Origin of the sequence: Klebsiella sp. WP4-W18-ESBL-05, from assembly GCF_014169075.1 — a bacterium.
Lineage (GTDB): Bacteria > Pseudomonadota > Gammaproteobacteria > Enterobacterales > Enterobacteriaceae > Kluyvera > Kluyvera ascorbata_B.
The window spans coordinates 4178700-4199428 of record NZ_AP022057.1 but is presented as its reverse complement, the minus strand read 5'-3'; the positions used below and the strand labels follow the sequence as shown (position 1 = coordinate 4199428).

The 20729-nt window shown below is 57.4% G+C and carries 18 protein-coding genes and 1 riboswitch; of the genes, 7 read left to right on the top strand and 11 right to left on the bottom strand.

The window, feature by feature from the left end:
• Positions 1-102: 102 nt before the first annotated feature.
• Both araA and araB read right to left on the bottom strand, forming a co-directional pair.
• Positions 103-1605 (bottom strand): L-arabinose isomerase, encoded by a 1503-nt coding sequence (araA, locus tag H7R58_RS20155; RefSeq protein WP_182929478.1) that lies wholly within the window; start codon positions 1603-1605, stop codon positions 103-105.
• An 11-nt stretch (positions 1606-1616) separates the two neighbouring features.
• Positions 1617-3323, bottom strand: coding sequence for a ribulokinase (araB, locus tag H7R58_RS20150; protein WP_182934517.1), 1707 nt, complete (start codon positions 3321-3323; stop codon positions 1617-1619).
• A 327-nt stretch (positions 3324-3650) separates the two neighbouring features.
• On the opposite strand from araB, the gene araC reads away from it, so the two are divergent.
• Complete coding sequence (araC, locus tag H7R58_RS20145) at positions 3651-4496, top strand: arabinose operon transcriptional regulator AraC (RefSeq protein ID WP_106925359.1); 846 nt, start codon at positions 3651-3653, stop codon at positions 4494-4496.
• A 129-nt stretch (positions 4497-4625) separates the two neighbouring features.
• Positions 4626-5393: a DedA family protein gene (locus tag H7R58_RS20140; RefSeq protein ID WP_106925361.1), complete on the top strand. Its 768-nt coding sequence runs from the start codon at positions 4626-4628 to the stop codon at positions 5391-5393.
• A 91-nt stretch (positions 5394-5484) separates the two neighbouring features.
• On the opposite strand, the gene thiQ is transcribed toward H7R58_RS20140, so the two are convergent.
• From thiQ to sgrR, 4 genes are all read right to left on the bottom strand, one after another.
• Positions 5485-6183 (bottom strand): thiamine ABC transporter ATP-binding protein ThiQ, encoded by a 699-nt coding sequence (gene thiQ, locus H7R58_RS20135; RefSeq protein ID WP_182929477.1) that lies wholly within the window; start codon positions 6181-6183, stop codon positions 5485-5487.
• Positions 6167-7777, bottom strand: a complete 1611-nt coding sequence (gene thiP, locus H7R58_RS20130) for a thiamine/thiamine pyrophosphate ABC transporter permease ThiP (protein WP_182929476.1) — start codon at positions 7775-7777, stop codon at positions 6167-6169. Before thiP ends, thiQ begins: the two co-directional genes overlap by 17 nt.
• On the bottom strand, positions 7753-8736 hold the full coding sequence (thiB, locus tag H7R58_RS20125) for a thiamine ABC transporter substrate binding subunit (RefSeq protein WP_182929475.1): 984 nt from the start codon (positions 8734-8736) through the stop codon (positions 7753-7755). The genes thiP and thiB overlap by 25 nt, the downstream gene beginning before the upstream one ends.
• Before the next feature lie 30 nt (positions 8737-8766).
• A riboswitch (TPP riboswitch) is annotated at positions 8767-8865 on the bottom strand.
• A 35-nt stretch (positions 8866-8900) separates the two neighbouring features.
• A complete protein-coding gene (gene sgrR, locus H7R58_RS20120; RefSeq protein ID WP_182929474.1) occupies positions 8901-10556 on the bottom strand; it encodes an HTH-type transcriptional regulator SgrR in 1656 nt (551 codons plus the stop codon).
• Positions 10557-10643: 87 nt separating this feature from the next.
• Here sgrR and sgrT point away from each other — a divergent pair, with 87 nt between their 5' ends.
• The 5 genes from sgrT (at position 10644) to idnR (ending at position 15492) form a co-directional block, all read left to right on the top strand.
• Entirely contained in the window at positions 10644-10796 is a 153-nt protein-coding gene (gene sgrT / locus H7R58_RS20115; protein WP_106925369.1) for a glucose uptake inhibitor SgrT, read from the top strand.
• Between the two features lie 90 nt (positions 10797-10886).
• Positions 10887-12065 (top strand): sugar efflux transporter, encoded by a 1179-nt coding sequence (locus H7R58_RS20110; protein WP_106925371.1) that lies wholly within the window; start codon positions 10887-10889, stop codon positions 12063-12065.
• 246 nt (positions 12066-12311) lie between these two features.
• The gene (idnO, locus tag H7R58_RS20105) at positions 12312-13076 is read left to right on the top strand and encodes a gluconate 5-dehydrogenase (RefSeq protein ID WP_106925373.1); all 765 of its coding nucleotides are present in this window, start codon (positions 12312-12314) and stop codon (positions 13074-13076) included.
• 58 nt (positions 13077-13134) lie between these two features.
• Complete coding sequence (locus H7R58_RS20100; protein WP_182929473.1) at positions 13135-14418, top strand: MFS transporter; 1284 nt, start codon at positions 13135-13137, stop codon at positions 14416-14418.
• A gap of 81 nt (positions 14419-14499) precedes the next feature.
• Complete coding sequence (gene idnR, locus H7R58_RS20095) at positions 14500-15492, top strand: DNA-binding transcriptional regulator IdnR (protein WP_182929472.1); 993 nt, start codon at positions 14500-14502, stop codon at positions 15490-15492.
• Positions 15493-15538: 46 nt separating this feature from the next.
• Here idnR and leuD read toward each other — a convergent pair whose 3' ends face one another.
• The 5 genes from leuD to leuL all read right to left on the bottom strand — a co-directional run bounded on the left by leuD (position 15539) and on the right by leuL (position 20400).
• A complete protein-coding gene (leuD, locus tag H7R58_RS20090; RefSeq protein WP_106925377.1) occupies positions 15539-16144 on the bottom strand; it encodes a 3-isopropylmalate dehydratase small subunit in 606 nt (201 codons plus the stop codon).
• Positions 16145-16156: 12 nt separating this feature from the next.
• Positions 16157-17557, bottom strand: coding sequence for a 3-isopropylmalate dehydratase large subunit (gene leuC / locus H7R58_RS20085; RefSeq protein WP_106925379.1), 1401 nt, complete (start codon positions 17555-17557; stop codon positions 16157-16159).
• Between the two features lie 2 nt (positions 17558-17559).
• Positions 17560-18651, bottom strand: a complete 1092-nt coding sequence (leuB, locus tag H7R58_RS20080) for a 3-isopropylmalate dehydrogenase (RefSeq protein WP_182929471.1) — start codon at positions 18649-18651, stop codon at positions 17560-17562.
• Positions 18651-20222: a 2-isopropylmalate synthase gene (gene leuA / locus H7R58_RS20075; protein ID WP_106925383.1), complete on the bottom strand. Its 1572-nt coding sequence runs from the start codon at positions 20220-20222 to the stop codon at positions 18651-18653. Before leuA ends, leuB begins: the two co-directional genes overlap by 1 nt.
• A 91-nt stretch (positions 20223-20313) precedes the next feature.
• Complete coding sequence (gene leuL / locus H7R58_RS20070) at positions 20314-20400, bottom strand: leu operon leader peptide (RefSeq protein WP_106925637.1); 87 nt, start codon at positions 20398-20400, stop codon at positions 20314-20316.
• Positions 20401-20729: the final 329 nt, after the last annotated feature.

Genomic DNA, 20729 nt, shown 5'->3' with positions numbered 1-20729 from the left:
CCTGAGTGCCGGATGGCGCTTCGCTTATCCGGCCTACAAACTGGATTTCCCTCACCCCGGCCCTCTTCCTGGGGGAGAAGGTTAGGGTGAGGGGAAAGTGGCTTAGCGTTTAAACCCGTAATACACTTCGTTCCAGCGCAGCGCGTCCTTGAATGCCGGCAGGCGTGTGTCGTTATCGATGACGGCAATTTCGATATCCTGCAGCTCGGCAAACTGGCGCATATCGTCCAGCGTCAGCGCATGGCTGAACACCGTGTGGTGCGCGCCGCCGGCGATGATCCACGCTTCAGACGCGGTTTCCAGATTCGGGTGTGCTTTCCACAGCGCATTGGCGACCGGCAGTTTCGGCAGGTCATGCGGGGTTTTCACGGTTTCGATGGTATTGACCAGCAGGCGATAGCGATCGCCGAGATCGATCAGGCTGGCGACAACCGCCGGACCGGTCTGGGTATTGAAGATCAGGCGCGCAGGATCGGCTTTGCCGCCGATGCCGAGGTGCTGAACGTCGAGCAGCGGTTTTTCTTCGACGGCAATCGACGGGCACACTTCCAGCATGTGCGAGCCGAGGACCAGATCGTTACCGCCGTTAAAGTGGTAGGTGTAATCTTCCATAAATGAGGTGCCGCCCTGTAGACCGGTCGACATCACTTTCATAATGCGAAGCAGGGCGGCGGTTTTCCAGTCGCCTTCGCCAGCAAAGCCGTAACCTTGCTGCATCAGGCGCTGCACGGCGAGACCCGGCAGCTGTTTCAGGCCGTGCAAATCTTCAAAAGTGGTGGTAAAGGCGTGGAAGCCGCCCTCTTCGAGGAAGCGCTTCATGCCCAGCTCAATACGCGCAGCGTCCAGCACGTTCTGGCGTTTATCGCCGTGGATCTGAGTGGCCGGCGTAAAGCGATAGCTGCTCTCGTATTCGTCGACCAGTGCGCTGATTTCACCGTCGGTCACCGCGTTAACCACCTGCACCAGGTCGCCGACGGCCCAGGTGTTGACGGAGAAACCGAACTTGATCTGCGCGGCGACTTTATCGCCGTCGGTCACCGCGACTTCACGCATATTGTCGCCGAAGCGGCACACTTTCAACTGGCGGGTATCCTGTTTGGATACTGCCTGACGCATCCAGGAACCAATGCGTTCCTGCGCGTGTTTGTCCTGCCAGTGGCCGGTGACCACGCTGTGCTGCTGGCGCATACGCGCGCCGATGAAGCCGAACTCGCGGCCGCCGTGCGCGGTCTGGTTCAGGTTCATAAAGTCCATATCGATGCTGTCCCACGGCAGGGAGGCGTTGAACTGCGTATGGAACTGCAGCAGCGGTTTATTGAGCTGAGTGAGGCCGTTGATCCACATCTTCGCCGGAGAGAAGGTATGCAGCCAGACGACCATCCCGGCGCACTTCTGGTCGTAGTTCGCGTCGCGACAGATTGCGGTGATTTCGTCCGGGCGCGTGCCCAGCGGTTTCAGCACCAGTTTACACGGCAGCTTCGCTTCGGCGTTTAAGGCATTGACCACGTGTTCGGCGTTTTGCGTCACCTGACGCAGCGTTTCTGGCCCATACAGGTGCTGGCTACCAATGACAAACCATACTTCGTAATTATCAAAAACGGTCATGTTCGTATCCTTTAATGAGTCAGAGCGGCGCGGCCAGCGGCGGTTTTTTCCGATGGCGCGGCAGGGAGATAGTGTTGTTCGGCCGTCACGGCCCACTGCAGGTAGCGCTGGTAGAGCTCTTCAAAGCGCTGCGCCTGCGCCGGACGCGGCTGTAAGGTGTGTTCGACGCGGCTGGCCATATGCTGCTGCGCGGCAGGAATATCACCGTAAACGCCCGCAGCGACGGCGGCAAAAATAGCGGCCCCCAGCGCACAGCACTGATCGGAGGCGACAATTTGCAGTGGACGGTTCAGAACATCGCAGCAGGCCTGCATGATGACGCGGTTTTTACGCGCGATACCGCCCAGGGCCATGACGTTGTTAACGGGAATTCCCTGCTCGGTGAAGCACTCCATAATGGCGCGCGCACCGAAGGCGGTGGCGGCAATCAGGCCGCCAAACAGCGCCGGCGCGTCGGTCGCGAGGTTGAGATCGGTAATGACGCCTTTCAGGCGCTGGTTCGCATTCGGCGTGCGGCGGCCGTTAAACCAGTCCAGCACCACCGGCAGATGATCCAGCGATGGGTTGGCGGCCCAGGCTTCCGTCAGCGCGGGCAGCAGCTGTTTCTGGCTGGCCTTGATTTGTGCTTTCAGTTCCGGATGCTGCGCGGCAAGCTGTTCTAGCGGCCAGCCGAGCACGCGGCCAAACCAGGCGTAGATATCGCCAAACGCGGACTGGCCCGCTTCCATCCCGATGAAATTCGGCACGACGCTGCCATCGACCTGGCCGCAGATGCCTTTTACCGTGCGGCTGCCCACGCTTGCTTTATCGGCAATCAGGATGTCGCAGGTTGAGGTGCCAATGACTTTCACCAGCGCATTAGGCTGCGCGCCCGCGCCAACCGCCCCCATATGGCAGTCAAATGCGCCGCCGGAGATGGTGACCTGCGTGGACAGGCCCAGGCGCTGCGCCCATTCAGCGGTCAGCGTGCCCACCGGCACGTCGGCAGTCCAGGTTTCAGTAAACAGCGGATGCGGCAGGTGCTGGTTGAGAATGGGGTCCAGTTCGTCAAAGAACGCGGCTGGCGGTAGGCCACCCCAGCTTTCGTGCCACAGAGATTTATGCCCGGCGCTGCAGCGCCCGCGGCGAATATCCTCTGGACGGGTGGTGCCGGAAAGCAGCGCCGGAATCCAGTCGCACAGCTCTACCCATGAAGCGGCAGCCTTCGCCACCGCTCGGTCTGCGCGGGTGATGTGAAGGATCTTGGCCCAGAACCATTCGCTGGAATAAATGCCGCCGATGTAGCGGGAGTAATCTTCTTTGCCCGGCTGATGGCACAGGCGGGTGATGGCTTCGGCTTCTTCAACCGCGGTGTGGTCTTTCCACAGCACGAACATAGCGTTCGGGTTGTCGGCGAATTCTTCTTTCAGCGCCAGAACGTTGCCGTCGGCATCAATCGGTGCCGGGGTCGAGCCGGTGCTGTCGACGCCGATACCGACGACGTCCGCGCGCTGCGCGCTGGAAAGCGCGGTCAGCGCGCCCTTCAGTGCGGCTTCCATGGATTCGATATAGTCGCGCGGGTGGTGGCGAAAACGGTTATTTGGCGCGTCGCAGAAACGCCCTTCCTGCCAGCGCGGATACCACTCGACGTGGGTAGCGATCTCCTCGCCCGTCGCGCAATCCACCGCCAGGGCGCGGACCGAGTCACTGCCAAAATCGAGGCCAATTGCGATTGCCATCGTGTTACTCCATCTCAAAGAAAACGTGATAGAGAAACAGTAGATATCCGCGAAAAAAAACGTCAGGCCGGAACCGCTAATCTTATGGATGATCTTGCTGTGACCTCTCAAAGTGTGACGCCGTGCAAATAATCAATGTGGACTTTTCTGTCGTCTTTATAGACACTTCTGTTGTGGCTGTAAGCCGGGCTATATTCCGTAAGTGCCTTGAAATAACGGGGTTGACAGCGGCGCTGGTTCTGTTATTGATGGCGTGCGGCGGCCGTACCGATAAAAAGCCGAATATGGATAATTGGTTTCTTCAGATATCAATGAGAGCGAGCAGAAATGGCTGAAATGCAAAACGATCCCCTGCTGCCTGGTTATTCCTTTAACGCCCACCTGGTGGCGGGGCTTACGCCGATTGAAGCCGGCGGCTATCTCGACTTTTTCATCGACCGCCCGCTGGGAATGAAAGGTTTCATTCTCAATCTGACGGTACGTGGAGAAGGGGTGATTGAAAATCAGGGGAAACAGTTCGTCTGCCGTCAGGGGGACATGCTGCTGTTTCCGCCGGGCGAAATTCACCACTATGGCCGTCATCCCGACGCCAGCGAGTGGTATCACCAGTGGGTTTACTTCCGTCCTCGCGCCTACTGGCACGAGTGGCTTAACTGGCCTGCTATCGTGGCGCAAACCGGTTTTTATCGTCCGGATGAAGCGCACCAGGCTGAGGTTGCCGAGCTATTTGGCAAGATTATTGAAGCCGGTCAGGGCGTGGGGCGTTACTCTGAGCTGCTGGCGATTAACCTGCTGGAGCAGCTATTGCTGCGGCGGATGGAAGCGATCAACGAATCGCTGCACCCCCCGATGGATAACCGCGTGCGCGATGCCTGTCAGTACATCAGCGATCACCTTGCCGATAGCCAGTTTGATATTGCCAGCGTCGCGCAGCACGTTTGCCTGTCGCCATCCCGGCTGTCGCATTTGTTCCGCCAGCAGTTGGGCGTGAGCGTACTGAGTTGGCGTGAGGATCAGCGCATCAGCCAGGCCAAGCTGCTGCTGAGCACCACCCGTATGCCCATTGCCACCGTGGGGCGTAACGTGGGCTTTGAAGATCAACTCTATTTTTCCCGGGTCTTTAAAAAATGTACCGGTGCCAGCCCCAGCGAATTTCGCGCCGGGTGTGAATAAAAAGTAAAGAAAAGGAAATGCGCTGTGTCGGCTTTTGTCTTTGCCAGTAAACTCTATAGACAATTGAAGGCTTGACGATGCGCTGGGTGCTCTGGAAAATCCCCGCTTCGTTTTCAAACCGGGCACTCTATGCAAGCATTTCTGGAACATTTTATTACGCAGTCCACGACCTACTCGCTGATTGCGGTGGCGCTGGTGGCGTTTCTGGAATCACTGGCGTTAGTGGGGCTTATTCTGCCGGGTACCGTAATGATGGCGGGGCTTGGCGCGCTTATTGGCAGCGGCGAAGTGAATTTCTGGCAGGCATGGCTGGTGGGCATTATCGGCTGCCTGCTGGGCGACTGGATCTCTTTCTGGCTGGGCTGGCGCTTTAAGAAGCCGCTGCACCGCTGGTCCTTTATGAAGAAAAATAAAGCGCTGCTCGATAAAACCGAACATGCGCTGCACCAGCACAGCATGTTTACCATTCTGATTGGGCGCTTCATTGGGCCGACGCGTCCGGTGGTCCCGATGGTGGCCGGGATGCTCGATCTGCCGGTCGCCAAGTTTATCCCGCCGAATATTATTGGCTGCCTGCTGTGGCCGCCGCTGTATTTCCTGCCGGGGATCCTTGCCGGTGCGGCAATCGATATTCCGGCCGATGAGAACAGCGCCAGCTTTAAGTGGTTGCTGCTGGCGGCAGCGCTGTTGCTGTGGCTGGGGGCCTGGCTAAGCTGGCGGCTGTGGCGCAGCGCCAAAGAGAACCACGATCGCCTGAGCGCGCTGCTGACGCGCCAGCGCTTGCTGATGCTGGCTCCGTTGATGCTGGGCGTTGGCGTGGTGGCGCTGGTCAGCGCGATTCGTCATCCGCTGATGCCGGTGTATATCGATATACTGCGCAAGGTGGTGGGGGTGTAGGCGTTATTTTGCCGGATGGCGGCTGCGCCTTATCCGGCCTACAAATCCGAGCCGTAGGCCGGATAAGGCGCAGCCGCCATCCGGCAGAGCATCAACTCCCGATGCCCAACAACGCAGAAGCCTCCACTTTACCGCTTAGCAATGCCTGCGTTTCCCCGTCCCAGGCAATCCGCCCCTCCGCGACGACTATCGCGCGCGTCGCAATCCGCGCCGCGTCTTCAATGCTATGCGATACCATCAGCAGCGTCAGATTCTGGCGCTGGCAGACGTCATCCACCAGCTGCAGCATTTCCTGGCGCAGCGCCGGATCGAGCGCAGAGAACGGTTCGTCCAGCAGCAGAATCGGCTGCTCGCGTACCAGACAGCGGGCCAGCGCCGCGCGCTGGCGCTGGCCGCCAGAGAGTTCGCCCGGCAGCCTGTCCAGCATGGATGCAATCCCCATTTGCCCGGCAATGGTCTGCATTCGGCGCTGCTGGTCGGCGCTGAGCCTGAGGCGTGGGCTCATTCCCAGACTGATGTTCTGGCCTACCGTCAGATGGCTGAACAGGTTGTTTTCCTGAAACAGCATCGATACCGGCCGCTGCGACGGCGGGGAGTGGGTATGGTCGCGACCTTCCAGCATGATGGTGCCGCTGGCAGGCGTCAGAAAACCCGCAATCAGGTTGAGCAACGTGGATTTCCCCGCGCCGCTCGGGCCCAGCACCGCCACTTTTTCGCCCTGCGCAATGGTGGCACTAAAGCGCATCGGCAGATGCTGGTACAGCCAGGTGACATCATTCAGTTTTAGCATGGCGTCCGGGTAATTTTTCAATAAGGGTAAACAGCAGGAAACACAGCAGCAGCAGAATCAGCGCGGTCGCCGCGCCGTCCTGGCTGCGGTAGGCGCCAATCTGCTGATAGAGATAAAACGGCAGCGTGCGGAAATTGTCATTACCAAACAGCGCCACCACGCCGAAATCGCCAATCGACAGTACGCAGGCAAAGGCCAGCGCCTGCGCTAAAGGGCGTTTGAGCGCGCGTAGCTCAACGATCCGCAGGCGGTGAATGCCGGACAGACCTAATGAAGCGCACAGCACGCTGTAGCGGGCGGTGATGTCGCGCATTGGTGTTTCAAGCACCTTGAGCGCGTAGGGAACCGCCATCAGCGCGTTGGTGAAAATCACGATCCCGTCGGCGGCGTCGGGCAGGCCGACGGTATTATTGAGTAACAGGAAGAAGCCGGTCGCCAGCACGATGCCCGGCATAGCGAGGATCAGCATGCCGCTGAGCTCCATGGCCTGACCAGCGAGCGCTTGGTTACGCGCCCGCAGCTCGCGGCTGCTCCACAGCAGCATCATGGTGAGTACCACGCACAGCAGCCCGGCGGCGAGCGCGATCCGCAGCGAGGTGCCGATGGCATGCCACAGGATCGGCTGGGCGAAAACATTCAGCATCGAGGGTTGAAGGCCATCGACGACCACCGCCAGCAGCGGCGGCAGCATCAGCAGCAGCGTGAAGGCGATGAGCACGCCGTCGGTAATGCGGCTATGCCAGCGATCGTCCGGGTCCCGCCAGCCTTGGATCTGGCTAGCGCCAACGGCGATTGTCCGGCTCATTCTCTGACTCAATAACACCAGCGTCAGGCAGCAGGTCATTTGAATTAATGCCAGCATGGCCGCGCGCGCCGGGTCGTAGTCAAAACTCAGCGCCTGGTAGATGGCCAGCTCAATGGTGGTAGCGGAAGGGCCGCCGCCCAGCGACAGCACGGTGGCGAAGCTGGCAAAGCAGAGCATGAAAATCAGCGTGGCAATGGGCAGTATTTGCCGACGCATCCACGGCCATTCCACGTAGCGAAAGAAGGCATAGCCGCGCATGCCCAGTTGGGCGGCCAGCTGGCGTTGCTCGCCGGGGATCTGCTCCAGCGCTTGTAGCAGCAGGCGGGTGGCCATGGGCATATTGAAAAAGACGTGCGCCAGCAGAATGCCCTGTAGGCCGTAAGGGGAAAATTGCCACTGCCAGCCGAGCCAGGCGAACAGCTGCGACAGCCAGCCCTGGCGGCCGTAAACGCTGAGGATACCAAACACCGCGACCAGCACCGGGAGAATGAGCGTCATTGCGCACAGCCGCAGCAGCAGCTGGCGGCCGGGAAAACGCCGTCGGTACAGGGCGCGGGCGAGAAAAATAGCGGGCAGCACCGACAACAGCGCCGAGAGAAACGCCTGCCAGAATGAGAAGCGCACGACGTGCCACAGGTAGCTATCGCCGAGCAGCGTAGACCATGAGGTTTCCGGGGCGTTGAGCCACAGCGCCAGAAAGGCCGCCAGGGCGACGGCCACCATCAGCGCGGTGGCCGCGAGGCCCGGGTAGAGCCAGCCCGGAATTAGCGGCTGGCGGCGCGGAGCCATGTATTAATCCAGTTCTGGCGTTCGCTGGCGACCTGCTGCGGCGTGAATTCGAGCGCGGTCTGCGGTTTGACCAGACCGTTAAAGCCTTCCGGCAGGGCGACCTGAGTCACCGGGTACATCCAGTTACCGGTGGCGACGGTGTTCTGGAAGCCTGGCGAAACCATAAAGTTCAGGAATTCATCTGCCAGCTTTTGTTGTTTGCTGGCTGCGGTTTTGGCTGCCACCTCAACCTGCAAATAGTGGCCTTCGGCAAACGGCGCCGCCGCATAATTATCTTTCTTCTCTTCGATAATATGGTAGGCCGGCGAGGTGGTATAGCTGAGCACCAGGTCGCTTTCCCCTTTCAGGAACAGGCCGTAGGCTTCGCTCCAGCCCTTGGTGACGGTGACGGTCTTCGCCGCCAGCTTGTGCCAGGCTTCCGGCGCTTTGTCGCCGTAGACTTTTTGTATCCACAGCAGCAGACCTAAGCCGGGCGTACTGGTGCGCGGGTCCTGGTAGATAACGCGCCACTTCTGGTCGCTTTCCACCAGTTCTTTCAGGCTCTTCGGCGGGTTTTTCAGCTTGTTTTTGTCGTAGACGAAGGCGAAGTAGCCATAGTCGAACGGCACGAAGGTGTCGTTGTTCCAGCCACCGGGAACCGTCACCGCGCTCGCCGGAACGTTGCTTTTGGCGAACAGTTTGGTGTCGGTGGCCGCCTGCAGCAGGTTGTTATCCAGCCCCAGCACCACGTCCGCTTTGCTGTTTTTGCCTTCCATTCGCAGACGGTTAAGCAGCGAAACGCCATCTTCCAGCGCCACGAACTTCAGCTCGCAGTGACAGTCGGCCTCAAAGGCTTTTTTCACCGCCGGGCCGGGGCCCCAATCGGCGGCAAAAGAGTCATAGGTGTAGACCGTCAGGACCGGTTTTGCGAACGCCGGTACGGCAACCAGCACTAACAGGGGGAGGAATTTCTTGAGCACTTTGCACCTCAGTAAATGGGTGGCAAAGGATTTTGAGTTAGCCTCAAATCCCTTCGCCGGGATTATCCGGATCAGGTTCGACGGGTATCTCTCAGCCACGCATCTGGCGCAGCACCCCGTTGAGAACGGCACATTGTAATGATTACGTGAATAAATCAAAAGCCCTATGGATTCGGCGGCGCAAACCAGGCGGATTTAAAGTCAAACCAGCCCAGGGTATTCATGCGTACGCCGCGCATACTGCGCTGGCCCTGGAGCATCAGCCAGTGGTGGATCAGCGGTACCATGCGCTGATTGGCCAACAGCTGCTGGCACCAGTCGGCCTGTGGCAGGTTGCCCGCTCGCCAGCGTCGTGCGTCCTGTTCCCAGTCAATCGGGATGCAGTGGCGGATCAGCGGGACTTCATACAAATAGGCAAACAGTGAAAAATCGAGCGGCAGCGTAAAGTTAGCGCTGTTGAGCCAGATGTCGCTGACCCCTTCGCCGCGGTGCCATTCGTCGTAATCCACCTCCTGAATGTTAAGTTTGACCTGATGTTCGGCCAGCAGCGCCGCCATAATCAGGCTGATGGTGCGGTGCTCAACGTGTTCGCGGTAATAGGTGAGGGTCACCGATTCCAGCCCGGCGGGTTTTTCGCAGGGGCGACTGCGCGCATGGTGCCAGCGCGGTAACAGGCCGTAGGCCGGGAACCAATGGCTCTGGTGCTGCTCTCCTGCCCGATAAAGCAGATTATTGGGATGAAAGACATGGCTGAGCCACTGGCGCACCGCCGGGTTATTGCCGAGCGGGCTGCGGGCGTCGAACAGCAGATAATAGCAGCCTTCCTCAAGGCGGCTTTCGACCGCTTTTTCGCTCTCGGTGGAACCTTCCAGCGTCAGGCCGCCGTTTGGCTCTTCGCTGATTTCCTGAAGCACCCAGACGTTCACTTCATCAATCAGCGCCCGGAAGCCAAAATAATCATCAAAGGCGAGGATCTTCAGCTGGTTAAGATTGTTACGTGCGACCGCGTACGGCCCGGTGCCGACCGGCATCCGCGAGAAATTGGCCAGCGTTTGCCATTCGCGCGGCAGGATCATCGCCGACACCTGGCTTAATAGCCACGGCAGCCAGCGGTCGGCTTCGGCCAGGTGGACATCCAGCACCCAGGCGGTAGGGGAGTGGATGCGCGTGATGTTGGAAAACAGCGGTAGCGTCATGCTGCGCTCCAGAGAGGCGATCACATCCTCCATCTCCAGTTCACGCCCGTGATGGAAGTGAATGCCGGGGCGCACATAAAAACGCCAGTGCAGGGGGGTAATTTCCTGCCAATGGTGAGCAATATCGGCTTCCAGTTCCCCATTTGCCTCATTTACGCGGGTTAACGCATTGAAAATCTGACGGGCGATGTGGGTTTCCGAGCGGCGCAGCGCGGTACCGGGTAGCAGATTATGCATCGGGCGATAGTAAAGAACCCGTAAAATGTGCCGCCCCTGGCGGAAACTACGGCCCAGATGAGACACCAGCATCTGACGGACCGCCGCTTTGTCTCCGACCAACTGCACCAGCTGATCGATCCGATCCTGTTCCAGAAGATCTTCCGCGCGCTGTTGCTGTAATGCCAGCCCGGTATAAAGGAACGTGAGTCTGGAACGCTTGCCGCGTCCGGCCTCCGCCTCCCACGTCAGCCAGCCGCGCGCTTCCATGGTATTTAAGAGTGTGCGCATATGGCGGCGCGAACAGTTCAGCAGCGCGGCGAGATCGTTGAGCGTTGTCTCCTGCGATTTGCCTTCGCAGCACTGCCATAAACGGATGAACTGCTGTTGTAATCGACCTGAAGGCATAAAAGGGGAACTCCTGATAAAAACTCAGCAATTTATTAATCCCTATATTAGGCCAATAATGGATTTCGATGAAGCGAGGAGGTGTCTATGAAGGGGTCTACCATCCATCAGTTCTACCAGCGCTATTTTGCCGCGACGCAGAGTATTTCCTGGCTGGCCCGCCAGGCGACGGCGCAGCGGCTTGACGTTCTGAACGCGCTGATGCAGTGGGAAGTTACGAAACCGACCTCTGAACATTAATTCGCCTAATCATGTGTGACTGAGTATTTGCCAGCAGGTATCATCTGCTGGCTTTTTTTTATTCTTTCTCGCGTGCTTAAAGGATTTCTCATGCTCTGGTTAATGACGATGGGACGACGTCTCAACGGTGTGTACGCCGCTTTTATGCTGGTGGCATTTATGATGGGCGTTGCGGGGGCGCTACAGGCGCCGACGCTGAGCCTGTTTCTCAGTCGTGAAGTGGGGGTGCCGCCGTTCTGGGTTGGGCTGTTTTACACCGTTAACGCCATCGCTGGGATCGTTGTTAGCCTGGCGCTGGCAAGGCGATCCGACAGCCGGGGCGATCGGCGCAAGCTGATCATGTTTTGCTGCCTGATGGCCGTCGGCAACGCGCTGTTGTTCGCTTTCAATCGCCATTATTTGACGTTGATTACCTGCGGCGTGATGCTGGCCTCAATGGCGAACGCCGCGATGCCGCAGCTGTTTGCGCTGGCGCGCGAATATGCGGACAGCTCGGCGCGCGAAGTGGTGATGTTCAGCTCGGTCATGCGCGCGCAGCTATCGCTGGCGTGGGTGATTGGCCCGCCGCTGGCCTTTATGCTGGCGCTGAACTACGGCTTTACGGCCATGTTTTCTATTGCGGCGGTGATTTTTGCCATTAGCCTGATGCTGATTGCGCTCACGCTGCCTTCGGTGGCGCGGGTGGAGCAGCCCGCCGACGTGCTGGAGAAGCCCACAGGCGGCTGGAAGGACAGCAACGTACGTATTCTGTTTATTGCCTCCACGCTGATGTGGACGTGCAATACCATGTATATCATCGACATGCCGTTGTGGATCAGCAGCGATCTTGGCTTGCCGGATAGCCTGGCGGGCATCCTGATGGGGACGGCCGCGGGTCTGGAGATTCCGGCGATGATCATTGCGGGCTACTACGTGAAGCACTTCGGTAAGCGCCGGATGATGGTCACTGCGGTAGCCGCCGGTGTGCTGTTCTACGTCGGGCTTATCTTCTTCCACAGCCATACCGCGCTGCTGATATTACAGCTGTTTAACGCCGTCTTTATCGGCATTGTCGCCGGGATTGGCATGCTGTGGTTCCAGGATCTGATGCCGGGGCGCGCCGGTGCGGCCACCACGCTGTTTACCAACAGTATCTCTACCGGGGTTATTCTTGCCGGGATTGTACAGGGCGCGCTGGCGCAAAACTTTGGCCACTTTTCGGTGTATTGGGCGATCGCGGGGATCTCGCTGGTGACGCTGGCGATGACCGCGCGGGTGAAAGACGTTTAACGTGTGCCGGGGCGGCCCCGGCGCTTGCGTTTTGTTGGCCGGATAAGGCGCTTACGCCGCCATCCGGCACAATGCTTTGACGGTCTGGTGACGCAATGCGTATCAGCCCAACCCTTCTTTTTTTCATCTTGCACGCAAATGCAAACCTGATCACATAACGATCATTTTCTCCTTCCTGGATCTTCTATTTTCTACTGTTACGCGTATACAGTTACGCGTAACAGTTATTAAAAAAGGAGTTTTTTCATGAAAAATCTATTCGATCTTAGCGGCAAACGTGCGCTGATTACCGGCTCCGCGCAGGGGATCGGTAACCTGCTGGCCAGTGGCCTGGCGGCGCACGGGGCTGAAATTGTGATTAACGACATCACCCGCGAACGCGCGCAGGCGGCGGCTGACAAGCTGGTGGCGCAGGGGTATCGCGCCGTTGGCTACGGTTTTGACGTCACGCAGGGAGAGGCGGTGGAGCGCGCCATTGCGCAAATCGAAAAGGAGGTGGGGGCCATTGATATCTTAATTAACAACGCGGGTATTCAGCGCCGCTATCCCTTTACCGAGTTTCCGGAAGCGGAATGGGACAAAATTATCGATGTGAACCAGAAATCGGTCTTTCTGGTTTCACAGCAGGTTTCTCGCTATATGGTGCAACGCCGCCGCGGCAAGATTATTAACATCTGCTCGATGCAAAGCGAACTTGGGCGCAAAACGATCACGCCGTATGCCGCCTCAAAAGGCGCGGTCAAAATGTTAACCCGCGGAATGTGCGTAGAGCTGGCGGAATACAATATTCAGGTCAACGGCATCGCCCCCGGCTATTTTGCGACTGAAATGACCACCGCATTGGTAAACGATGATGCTTTCTCTGCCTGGTTATTCCAGCGCACGCCTGCCGCCCGCTGGGGCAAGCCGGAAGAGCTGATTGGTGCAGCCGTTTATCTGGCTGCCCCGGCCTCTGACTTTGTGAATGGACACCTTCTGTTTGTCGATGGCGGCATGCTGGCCGCGGTTTGATCGCTAACGAGGCCGCGGGAAACGACCTCATCCTTTAATGATAATCCGAGGAGTGAGTATGAATATGCTCGCAAAACTGCCGGCGCGCCGCTGGTGGTATTTAATGCCGATTATTTTTATTACCTACAGCTTAGCCTACCTCGATCGCGCGAATTACGGCTTTGCCGCTGCCGCCGGTATCGAACACGATTTAGGGATCACCCAAGGCACGGCCTCGCTGATTGGCGCGCTCTTTTTCCTGGGATATTTCTTTTTCCAGGTGCCTGGCGCCATGTATGCCGTTAAATATAGCGTCCGTAAAATGATTTTTTGCAGCCTGATCCTCTGGGGATTTTGCGCCGCGGCAACCGGTTTTGTGAGCAATATTCCGACGCTGATGGCGATCCGCTTTATTCTCGGGATAGTCGAAGCGGCGGTGATGCCCGCGATGCTGATTTATATTAGCAACTGGTTTACTAAAACGGAGCGTTCACGCGCCAACACCTTTTTGATTCTCGGTAACCCGGTCACGGTCCTGTGGATGTCGATTGTCTCCGGCTATCTGATTGAAGCCTGGGGCTGGCGCGAAATGTTTATCATTGAAGGTATTCCTGCGGTCATTTGGGCATTCTGCTGGGTGATTCTGGTGCGCGATAAACCGGCTGATGCGGGTTGGTTAAGCGAGGAGGAAAAACGGGCGTTACAGCAGGCGATGGACCGCGAACAGCGCGATATCAAGCCGATGCGTAACTACGGTGAAGCCATGCGCTCACGTAGCGTCATTATGCTCTGTGCGGTGCATGCGCTGTGGAGCATTGGCGTATATGGCTTCATGATGTGGATGCCGTCAATCCTGAAAAATGCCGCGCGGATGGACATTGTGGCGGTGGGTTGGCTGGCGGCGGTACCGTACCTGGCAGCTATCTGTCTGATGCTAACCGTTTCCTGGCTATCCGATAAGTTTCAGAATCGTAAGCTGTTTATCTGGCCGCTGCTGCTGATTGCTGCTATTGCGTTCTTTGCCTCGTGGATGCTGGGCAACCAGTCCTTCTGGCTCTCTTACGCGCTGCTGGTCGTTGCCGCTGCCTGTATGTACGCGCCTTACGGGCCGTTCTTTGCGCTGATCCCCGAGCTGCTGCCGCGCAATGTGTCCGGCGTGTCGATGGGGATGATTAATAGCTTCGGCGCGTTGGGTGCCTTCCTCGGCGCGTGGCTGGTGGGCTACCTCAACGGCGTAACCGGTGGGCCGGGCGTTTCCTACACGTTTATGGCGATTGCCCTGCTGGCATCGGTCGTGCTGATGTACTGCGTTCGCGCGCAGAATGCCGTCACCGCACCGTCAGGTGAAATGGCCGCGCATTAAGTTGAGCGAGGAGTGCAGTCGCTAACTGGCTGTGATAAGGTTCTCTGCGAGCATATTGGGCTGTTGGTCGTAGAGAACCTCATGAAAAACAATCGGATGACATTACAGGATATCGCTGCGCTTGCCGGGCTGAATAAGATGACGGTCAGCCGTTATCTACGCGACCCGAATCAGGTGTCGCAGCGTAGCCGCGAATTGATTTCGAAAGTGATGGAAGAGAACAACTACATCCCCAATCGTGCGCCGGAAATATTGCTCAATGCGCGCAGTAAAACCATCGGCGTGCTGATCCCTTCTTTTCGTAACCAGATTTTTGCTGATGTGCTCGCGGGCATAGAGTCGGTGACCTCAGCATGCCAGTACCAGACGCTGATCGCGAACTATGAATATGATGCAGAACGCGAAGAACGGGAGGTGCTGAACCTGCTTTCTTACAACATCGACGGCCTGATCCTCACCGGAAAATTGCATACCGACAGGATGGTTCAGTACGTGCGCGCCAGCGGTATTCCGGTGGCGGAACTGATGGATATCAGCGGGCAGTATCTGGATATACAGGTCGGTTTCGATAACGAAAAAGCGGCCTTCGAGATGACCCAGGCGTTTATCGACAGTGGAAAACGTCACATTGCGTTCTTTGGGTCAATGGACGACCCTCGCGATTTGAGTCGTTACCGCGGTACCGAGAATGCGCTGGCTGCGCAGGGGCTGGAGGCGTATCACCTGGCGCCAAAAACCATCTCCTCGGTGGCGTTGGGGCGCAAGATGTTCCAACAGGCAATGGCTGAAAAGCCGGACACGGATGCGATTTTTTGCACCAACGATGATCTTGCGGTTGGCGTACTGCTGGAGTGTCAGGCGCAGCAGTACGACGTGCCGGGAAAAATGGCGATTGCCGGTTTCCACGGGCTGGAGATTGGCCGCGCGCGGTTGCAAAAAATGGCCAGCGTGATTACCCCGCGTTTTGAGATGGGTAAAACGGCAGCGGATATTTTGATTAAACGTCTTGGCGGGAAGGATGCGCCGGGCAGCGTCAATCTTGGCTACCAGATTTACTACGGCGACACGCTGTAAACAGGAAAGAATGGCCGGTCACCGTCCGATGACCAGCCAAAGGCGATTACTGCATAAATGCAGGCTGCTTATTCTCGTAGGCCGAAATGGCGTCTTCATGCTGTAAGGTCAGGCCGATGCTGTCCAGACCGTTCAGCATGCAGTGGCGGCGGAAGTCGTCGATTTTAAAGCTGTAGGACTTATCGCCCGCTTTCACCACCTGCGCTTCCAGATCCACTTCAAATTTAATGCCCGGGTTGGCCTGCACCAGCGCAAACAGTTCGTCGACCTGCGCGTCGCTCAGCGTGACCGGCAGCAGCTGGTTGTTGAAGCTGTTGCCGTAGAAAATATCGGCGAAGCTTGGGGCAATCACCACTTTAAAACCGTAGTCGGTCAGCGCCCACGGTGCGTGTTCGCGTGAGGAACCGCAGCCGAAGTTTTCGCGCGCCAGCAGAATGGAAGCACCTTTGAACTCAGGGAAGTTCAGCACGAACTCTGGGTTCGGCTGCTCGCCTTTGTCGTCGAGGAAGCGCCAGTCGTTGAACAGGTGCGCGCCAAAACCGGTGCGGGTCACTTTCTGCAAAAACTGCTTTGGAATGATGGCATCGGTATCGACGTTCGCGGCATCCAGCGGCACCACCAGTCCCGTATGTTGGGTAAATTTTTCAGCCATGATGGTGTTTCCTTATTTCAAGCTACGAATGTCGGCGAAATGACCGGTAACCGCGGCCGCTGCGGCCATAGCCGGGCTGACCAGATGAGTACGACCGCCGCGGCCCTGACGGCCTTCAAAGTTACGGTTGCTGGTAGAGGCACAGCGCTCGCCCGGGTTCAGACGGTCGTTGTTCATCGCCAGGCACATGGAGCAGCCCGGCAGACGCCATTCAAAACCGGCTTCGATAAAGATCTTATCCAGACCTTCCGCTTCCGCCTGCGCTTTCACCGGGCCGGAGCCAGGCACGACCAGCGCCTGTACGCCAGGGGCAACTTTACGGCCTTTGGCGATTTCCGCTGCCGCGCGTAAATCTTCGATACGCGAGTTGGTGCACGATCCGATAAACACTTTATCGATCGCGACGTCGGTCAGCGGGATCCCCGGTTTCAGGCCCATATAGGCTAACGCTTTCTCGGCGCTGGCGCGCTCAACCGGATCGTTGAAAGAGGCCGGATCCGGAATGTTGTCATTGACGGAAATGACCTGACCCGGGTTGGTGCCCCAGGTGACCTGCGGTGCGATGTCTTCGGCTTGCAGGGTCACAACGCTGTCGAACGTGGCACCATCATCGGTTTTCAGGGTTTTCCAGTAGGCGACCGCATCGTCGAAATCTTTGCCTTTCGGCGCATGCAGGCGACCTTCAACATAGTTAAACGTAGTGTCGTCCGGTGCGACCAGGCCCGCTTTTGCACCCAGCTCAATTGCCATGTTGCACAGGGTCATACGACCTTCCATGCTCAGATCGCGAATCGCCTGGCCGCAGAATTCGACCACGTGACCGGTACCGCCCGCGCTGCCGGTTTTACCGATAATTGCCAGCACGATGTCTTTAGCGGTGATGCCCGGTGCCGCTTTGCCGTTTACTTCAATCTTCATCGTTTTGGCGCGGCCCTGCTTCAGGGTCTGGGTTGCCAACACGTGTTCGACTTCGGAGGTACCAATACCGAACGCCAGCGCGCCAAATGCGCCGTGGGTGGCGGTGTGGGAGTCTCCGCAGACGATGGTCATGCCAGGCAGGGTCACGCCTTGCTCCGGCCCCATGACGTGCACGATGCCCTGATACGGGTGGTTCAGGTCATACAGCTCGACGCCGAATTCGTTGCAGTTCTTAATCAGCTCCTGCATCTGGATACGCGCCATCTCGCCGGAGGCGTTGATGTCTTTGGTCTGCGTAGAGACGTTGTGATCCATGGTGGCGAAGGTTTTGCCCGGCTGACGCACCGGACGGTTGTGCGCGCGCAGGCCGTCAAACGCCTGCGGCGAGGTCACCTCGTGCACCAGGTGACGGTCGATGTACAGCAGCGGCGTCTCGTTCGGCGCTTCGTAAACCACGTGAGCATCAAACAACTTCTCGTATAAGGTCTTCGCCATGATTACACCCCTTCGGCAACGTAGCGGGCAATGATATCGCCCATTTCATCTGTACTGACCGCCGCGCCGCCGCGGGCTAAGTCACCGGTACGTACGCCTTCTTCCAGCGCGCGGTTGATGGCGCTTTCAATAGCGGTAGCGGCATCGTTGGCATCCAGGCTGTAGCGCAGCAGCAGCGCCAGCGACAGGATCTGTGCGATGGGGTTCGCAATATTTTTACCGGCGATGTCCGGCGCGGAGCCGCCAGCAGGTTCGTACAGACCAAAGCCTTCTTCGTTCAGGCTGGCAGAGGGCAGCATGCCCATGGAGCCGGTGATCATCGCGCACTCATCGGAGAGAATGTCGCCGAACAGGTTAGAGCACAGCACCACGTCGAACTGTGACGGGTCTTTAATCAGCTGCATGGTGGCGTTGTCGATATACATATGTGCCAGCTCAACGTCGGCATACTCTTTGCCGATTTCGCTGACGATTTCGCGCCACAGAATGGATGACTGCAGTACGTTAGATTTATCAATGGAGGTCACTTTGTGACGACGTTTGCGTGCAGATTCAAACGCAATACGGGCAATACGTTCAATCTCAAAGCGGTGATACACCTCGGTATCAAACGCTTTTTCGTGCTGACCGCTGCCTTCACGGCCCTTCGGCTGACCGAAGTAGATACCGCCGGTCAGTTCGCGGACGCACAGGATATCGAAGCCGTTAGCGGCGATATCGGCGCGCAGCGGGCAGAACTCTTCCAGCCCCTGGTACAGCTTCGCTGGACGCAGGTTGCTGAACAGCTTGAAGTGTTTACGCAGCGGCAGCAGCGCGCCGCGCTCTGGCTGCTGGTTTGGCGGCAGGTTTTCCCATTTCGGGCCACCGACGGAGCCAAACAGAATGGCGTCGGCCTGGTCGCAGCCGTCTACCGTTGCCTGCGGCAGCGGTTCACCGTGGCGGTCAATCGCGATGCCGCCCACGTCGTAGTGGCTGGTGGTAATGCGAATATCAAAACGTTGACGCACGGCTTCCAGTACTTTCAATGCCTGTGTCATGACTTCAGGGCCAATACCGTCACCTGGTAACACAGCAATATGGTAATTCTTCGACATTACACGGTTTCCTTGTTGTTCTCGTTATTCTTAATTTTGCGTTGCAATTCTTTTTCGACTTCAGCGGCGCGCCAGATGTTGTTCAGCACGTGCACCATCGCTTTGGCGGAGGACTCGACGATATCCGTTGCCAGGCCAACGCCGTGGAAGCGGCGGCCATTGTGGGTGACCACGATATCGACCTGACCCAGCGCGTCTTTGCCCTGGCCTTTGGCGTTCAGATCGTATTTGACCAGCTCGACGTCATAGCCGGTGATGCGGTTAATCGCCTGGTAGATGGCATCAACCGGACCGTTACCATTCGCCGCTTCGGCCTTAGTTTCTTCACCGCAGGCCAGCTTCACGGACGCGGTGGCGATATCGCTGGAACCAGACTGCACGCTGAAGTAGTCCAGGCGGAAATGTTCCGGCTCTTCCTGCTGCTTGTTGATGAATGCCAGCGCTTCCAGGTCGTAGTCGAAGACCTGGCCTTTTTTGTCTGCCAGCTTCAGGAACGCGTCGTACAGGTGGTCCATGTTGTAGTCGGTATCTTTGTAGCCCATCTCTTCCATACGGTGTTTCACCGCCGCGCGGCCGGAGCGGGAGGTCAGGTTCAGCTGAACCTGGTTCAGGCCGATGGACTCCGGGGTCATGATTTCGTAGTTTTCGCGGTTCTTCAGCACGCCATCCTGGTGGATACCGGAAGAGTGGGCGAATGCGCCGGTACCGACGATAGCTTTGTTGGCCGGGATCGGCATGTTGCAGATCTGGCTGACGGTCTGGCTGGTACGCCAGATTTCGTTGTGGTTGATGGCGGTGTGCACGTTCATGATGTCTTTGCGCACCTTAATCGCCATGATGACTTCTTCCAGCGAGCAGTTACCCGCACGTTCGCCGATGCCGTTCATTGCGCCTTCAACCTGACGCGCGCCGGCGTGAACGGCTGCCAGCGAGTTGCCGACCGCCATCCCTAAATCATCGTGGGTGTGAACGGAGATAATCGCTTTATCAATGTTTGGAACGCGTTCATACAGGCCGGTAATGATGTTGGAGAACTCGAACGGCAGGGTATAGCCAACGGTGTCTGGAATATTGATGGTGGTAGCGCCCGCGTTAATCGCCGCTTCAACCACGCGCGCCAGCTGATCGATTGGGGTACGCCCGGCATCTTCACAGGAGAATTCGACGTCGTCAGTATAGTTACGCGCCCGTTTCACCATATAGACCGCGCGTTCGATCACCTCGTCCAGCGTGCTGCGCAGTTTGGTGGCGATGTGCATGGGTGACGTCGCAATAAAAGTATGAATACGGAACGCTTCAGCGACTTTTAATGACTCGGCGGCAACGTCGATATCCTGCTCTACGCAGCGTGCCAGCGCGCAGACGCGGCTGTTTTTAATGTTGCGGGCGATGGTCTGTACGGATTCGAAATCGCCCGGAGAAGAGACCGGAAACCCAACTTCCATTACGTCAACGCCCATACGCTCGAGGGCAAAGGCAATCTGCAGCTTCTCTTTCACGCTCAGGCTCGCCTGTAATGCCTGTTCACCATCACGTAAGGTCGTATCGAAAATAATGACTTGCTGGCTCATGGTTTAGGTCCTTGGTTAACTTGGGAGCGCCTTGCTACGAGCATAAAAAAACCCGCGCAATGGCGCGGGTTTAGAGTTCTACTGATGATGACTAACGCTGAACGTCGCACACCAGCCTACCGCGCACAGAAAAGGCGTTTAGTAGTAGTAGGCCGTTGAAGCGAGTGGTGCGGAACATGGTCATCATTCTCCAGATGAATTCGATATGCTTTTAGTGGTACTGGATATGCTTTCTGATGTCAACCCTGAAGACGGAAAAGGCGGTAAAGAAGGTCGTTAAGCGAGACGGTGAAATTAGCTAATTGTGCTGATGAATGTCTCATTTTATAGCGGATTGTCTTATGTCGGAATTCATGATTTTAATATTTTGACGCATATGAACATGATTCATCGTAATCGATCATGACTTTGTCATGATTAAGCGTTAATGCTATCGATATGATAATACTGGATTTATGTATTTTAACCGTCGGTCAGGTAAATGTAGTATCACTATTTCTGATGCGA

Coding starts and splice junctions, on each gene's coding strand:
- araA (WP_182929478.1), bottom strand. CDS start 1,605: ATGACCGTTTTTGATAATTACGAAGTATGGTTTGTCATTGGTAGCCAG.
- leuB (WP_182929471.1), bottom strand. CDS start 18,651: ATGTCGAAGAATTACCATATTGCTGTGTTACCAGGTGACGGTATTGGC.
- idnR (WP_182929472.1), top strand. CDS start 14,500: ATGAAAAACAATCGGATGACATTACAGGATATCGCTGCGCTTGCCGGG.
- H7R58_RS20110 (WP_106925371.1), top strand. CDS start 10,887: ATGCTCTGGTTAATGACGATGGGACGACGTCTCAACGGTGTGTACGCC.
- thiP (WP_182929476.1), bottom strand. CDS start 7,777: ATGGCTCCGCGCCGCCAGCCGCTAATTCCGGGCTGGCTCTACCCGGGC.
- leuD (WP_106925377.1), bottom strand. CDS start 16,144: ATGGCTGAAAAATTTACCCAACATACGGGACTGGTGGTGCCGCTGGAT.
- leuC (WP_106925379.1), bottom strand. CDS start 17,557: ATGGCGAAGACCTTATACGAGAAGTTGTTTGATGCTCACGTGGTTTAC.
- H7R58_RS20100 (WP_182929473.1), top strand. CDS start 13,135: ATGAATATGCTCGCAAAACTGCCGGCGCGCCGCTGGTGGTATTTAATG.
- sgrR (WP_182929474.1), bottom strand. CDS start 10,556: ATGCCTTCAGGTCGATTACAACAGCAGTTCATCCGTTTATGGCAGTGC.
- leuA (WP_106925383.1), bottom strand. CDS start 20,222: ATGAGCCAGCAAGTCATTATTTTCGATACGACCTTACGTGATGGTGAA.
- leuL (WP_106925637.1), bottom strand. CDS start 20,400: ATGTTCCGCACCACTCGCTTCAACGGCCTACTACTACTAAACGCCTTT.
- H7R58_RS20140 (WP_106925361.1), top strand. CDS start 4,626: ATGCAAGCATTTCTGGAACATTTTATTACGCAGTCCACGACCTACTCG.
- sgrT (WP_106925369.1), top strand. CDS start 10,644: ATGAAGGGGTCTACCATCCATCAGTTCTACCAGCGCTATTTTGCCGCG.
- araB (WP_182934517.1), bottom strand. CDS start 3,323: ATGGCAATCGCAATTGGCCTCGATTTTGGCAGTGACTCGGTCCGCGCC.
- araC (WP_106925359.1), top strand. CDS start 3,651: ATGGCTGAAATGCAAAACGATCCCCTGCTGCCTGGTTATTCCTTTAAC.
- idnO (WP_106925373.1), top strand. CDS start 12,312: ATGAAAAATCTATTCGATCTTAGCGGCAAACGTGCGCTGATTACCGGC.
- thiQ (WP_182929477.1), bottom strand. CDS start 6,183: ATGCTAAAACTGAATGATGTCACCTGGCTGTACCAGCATCTGCCGATG.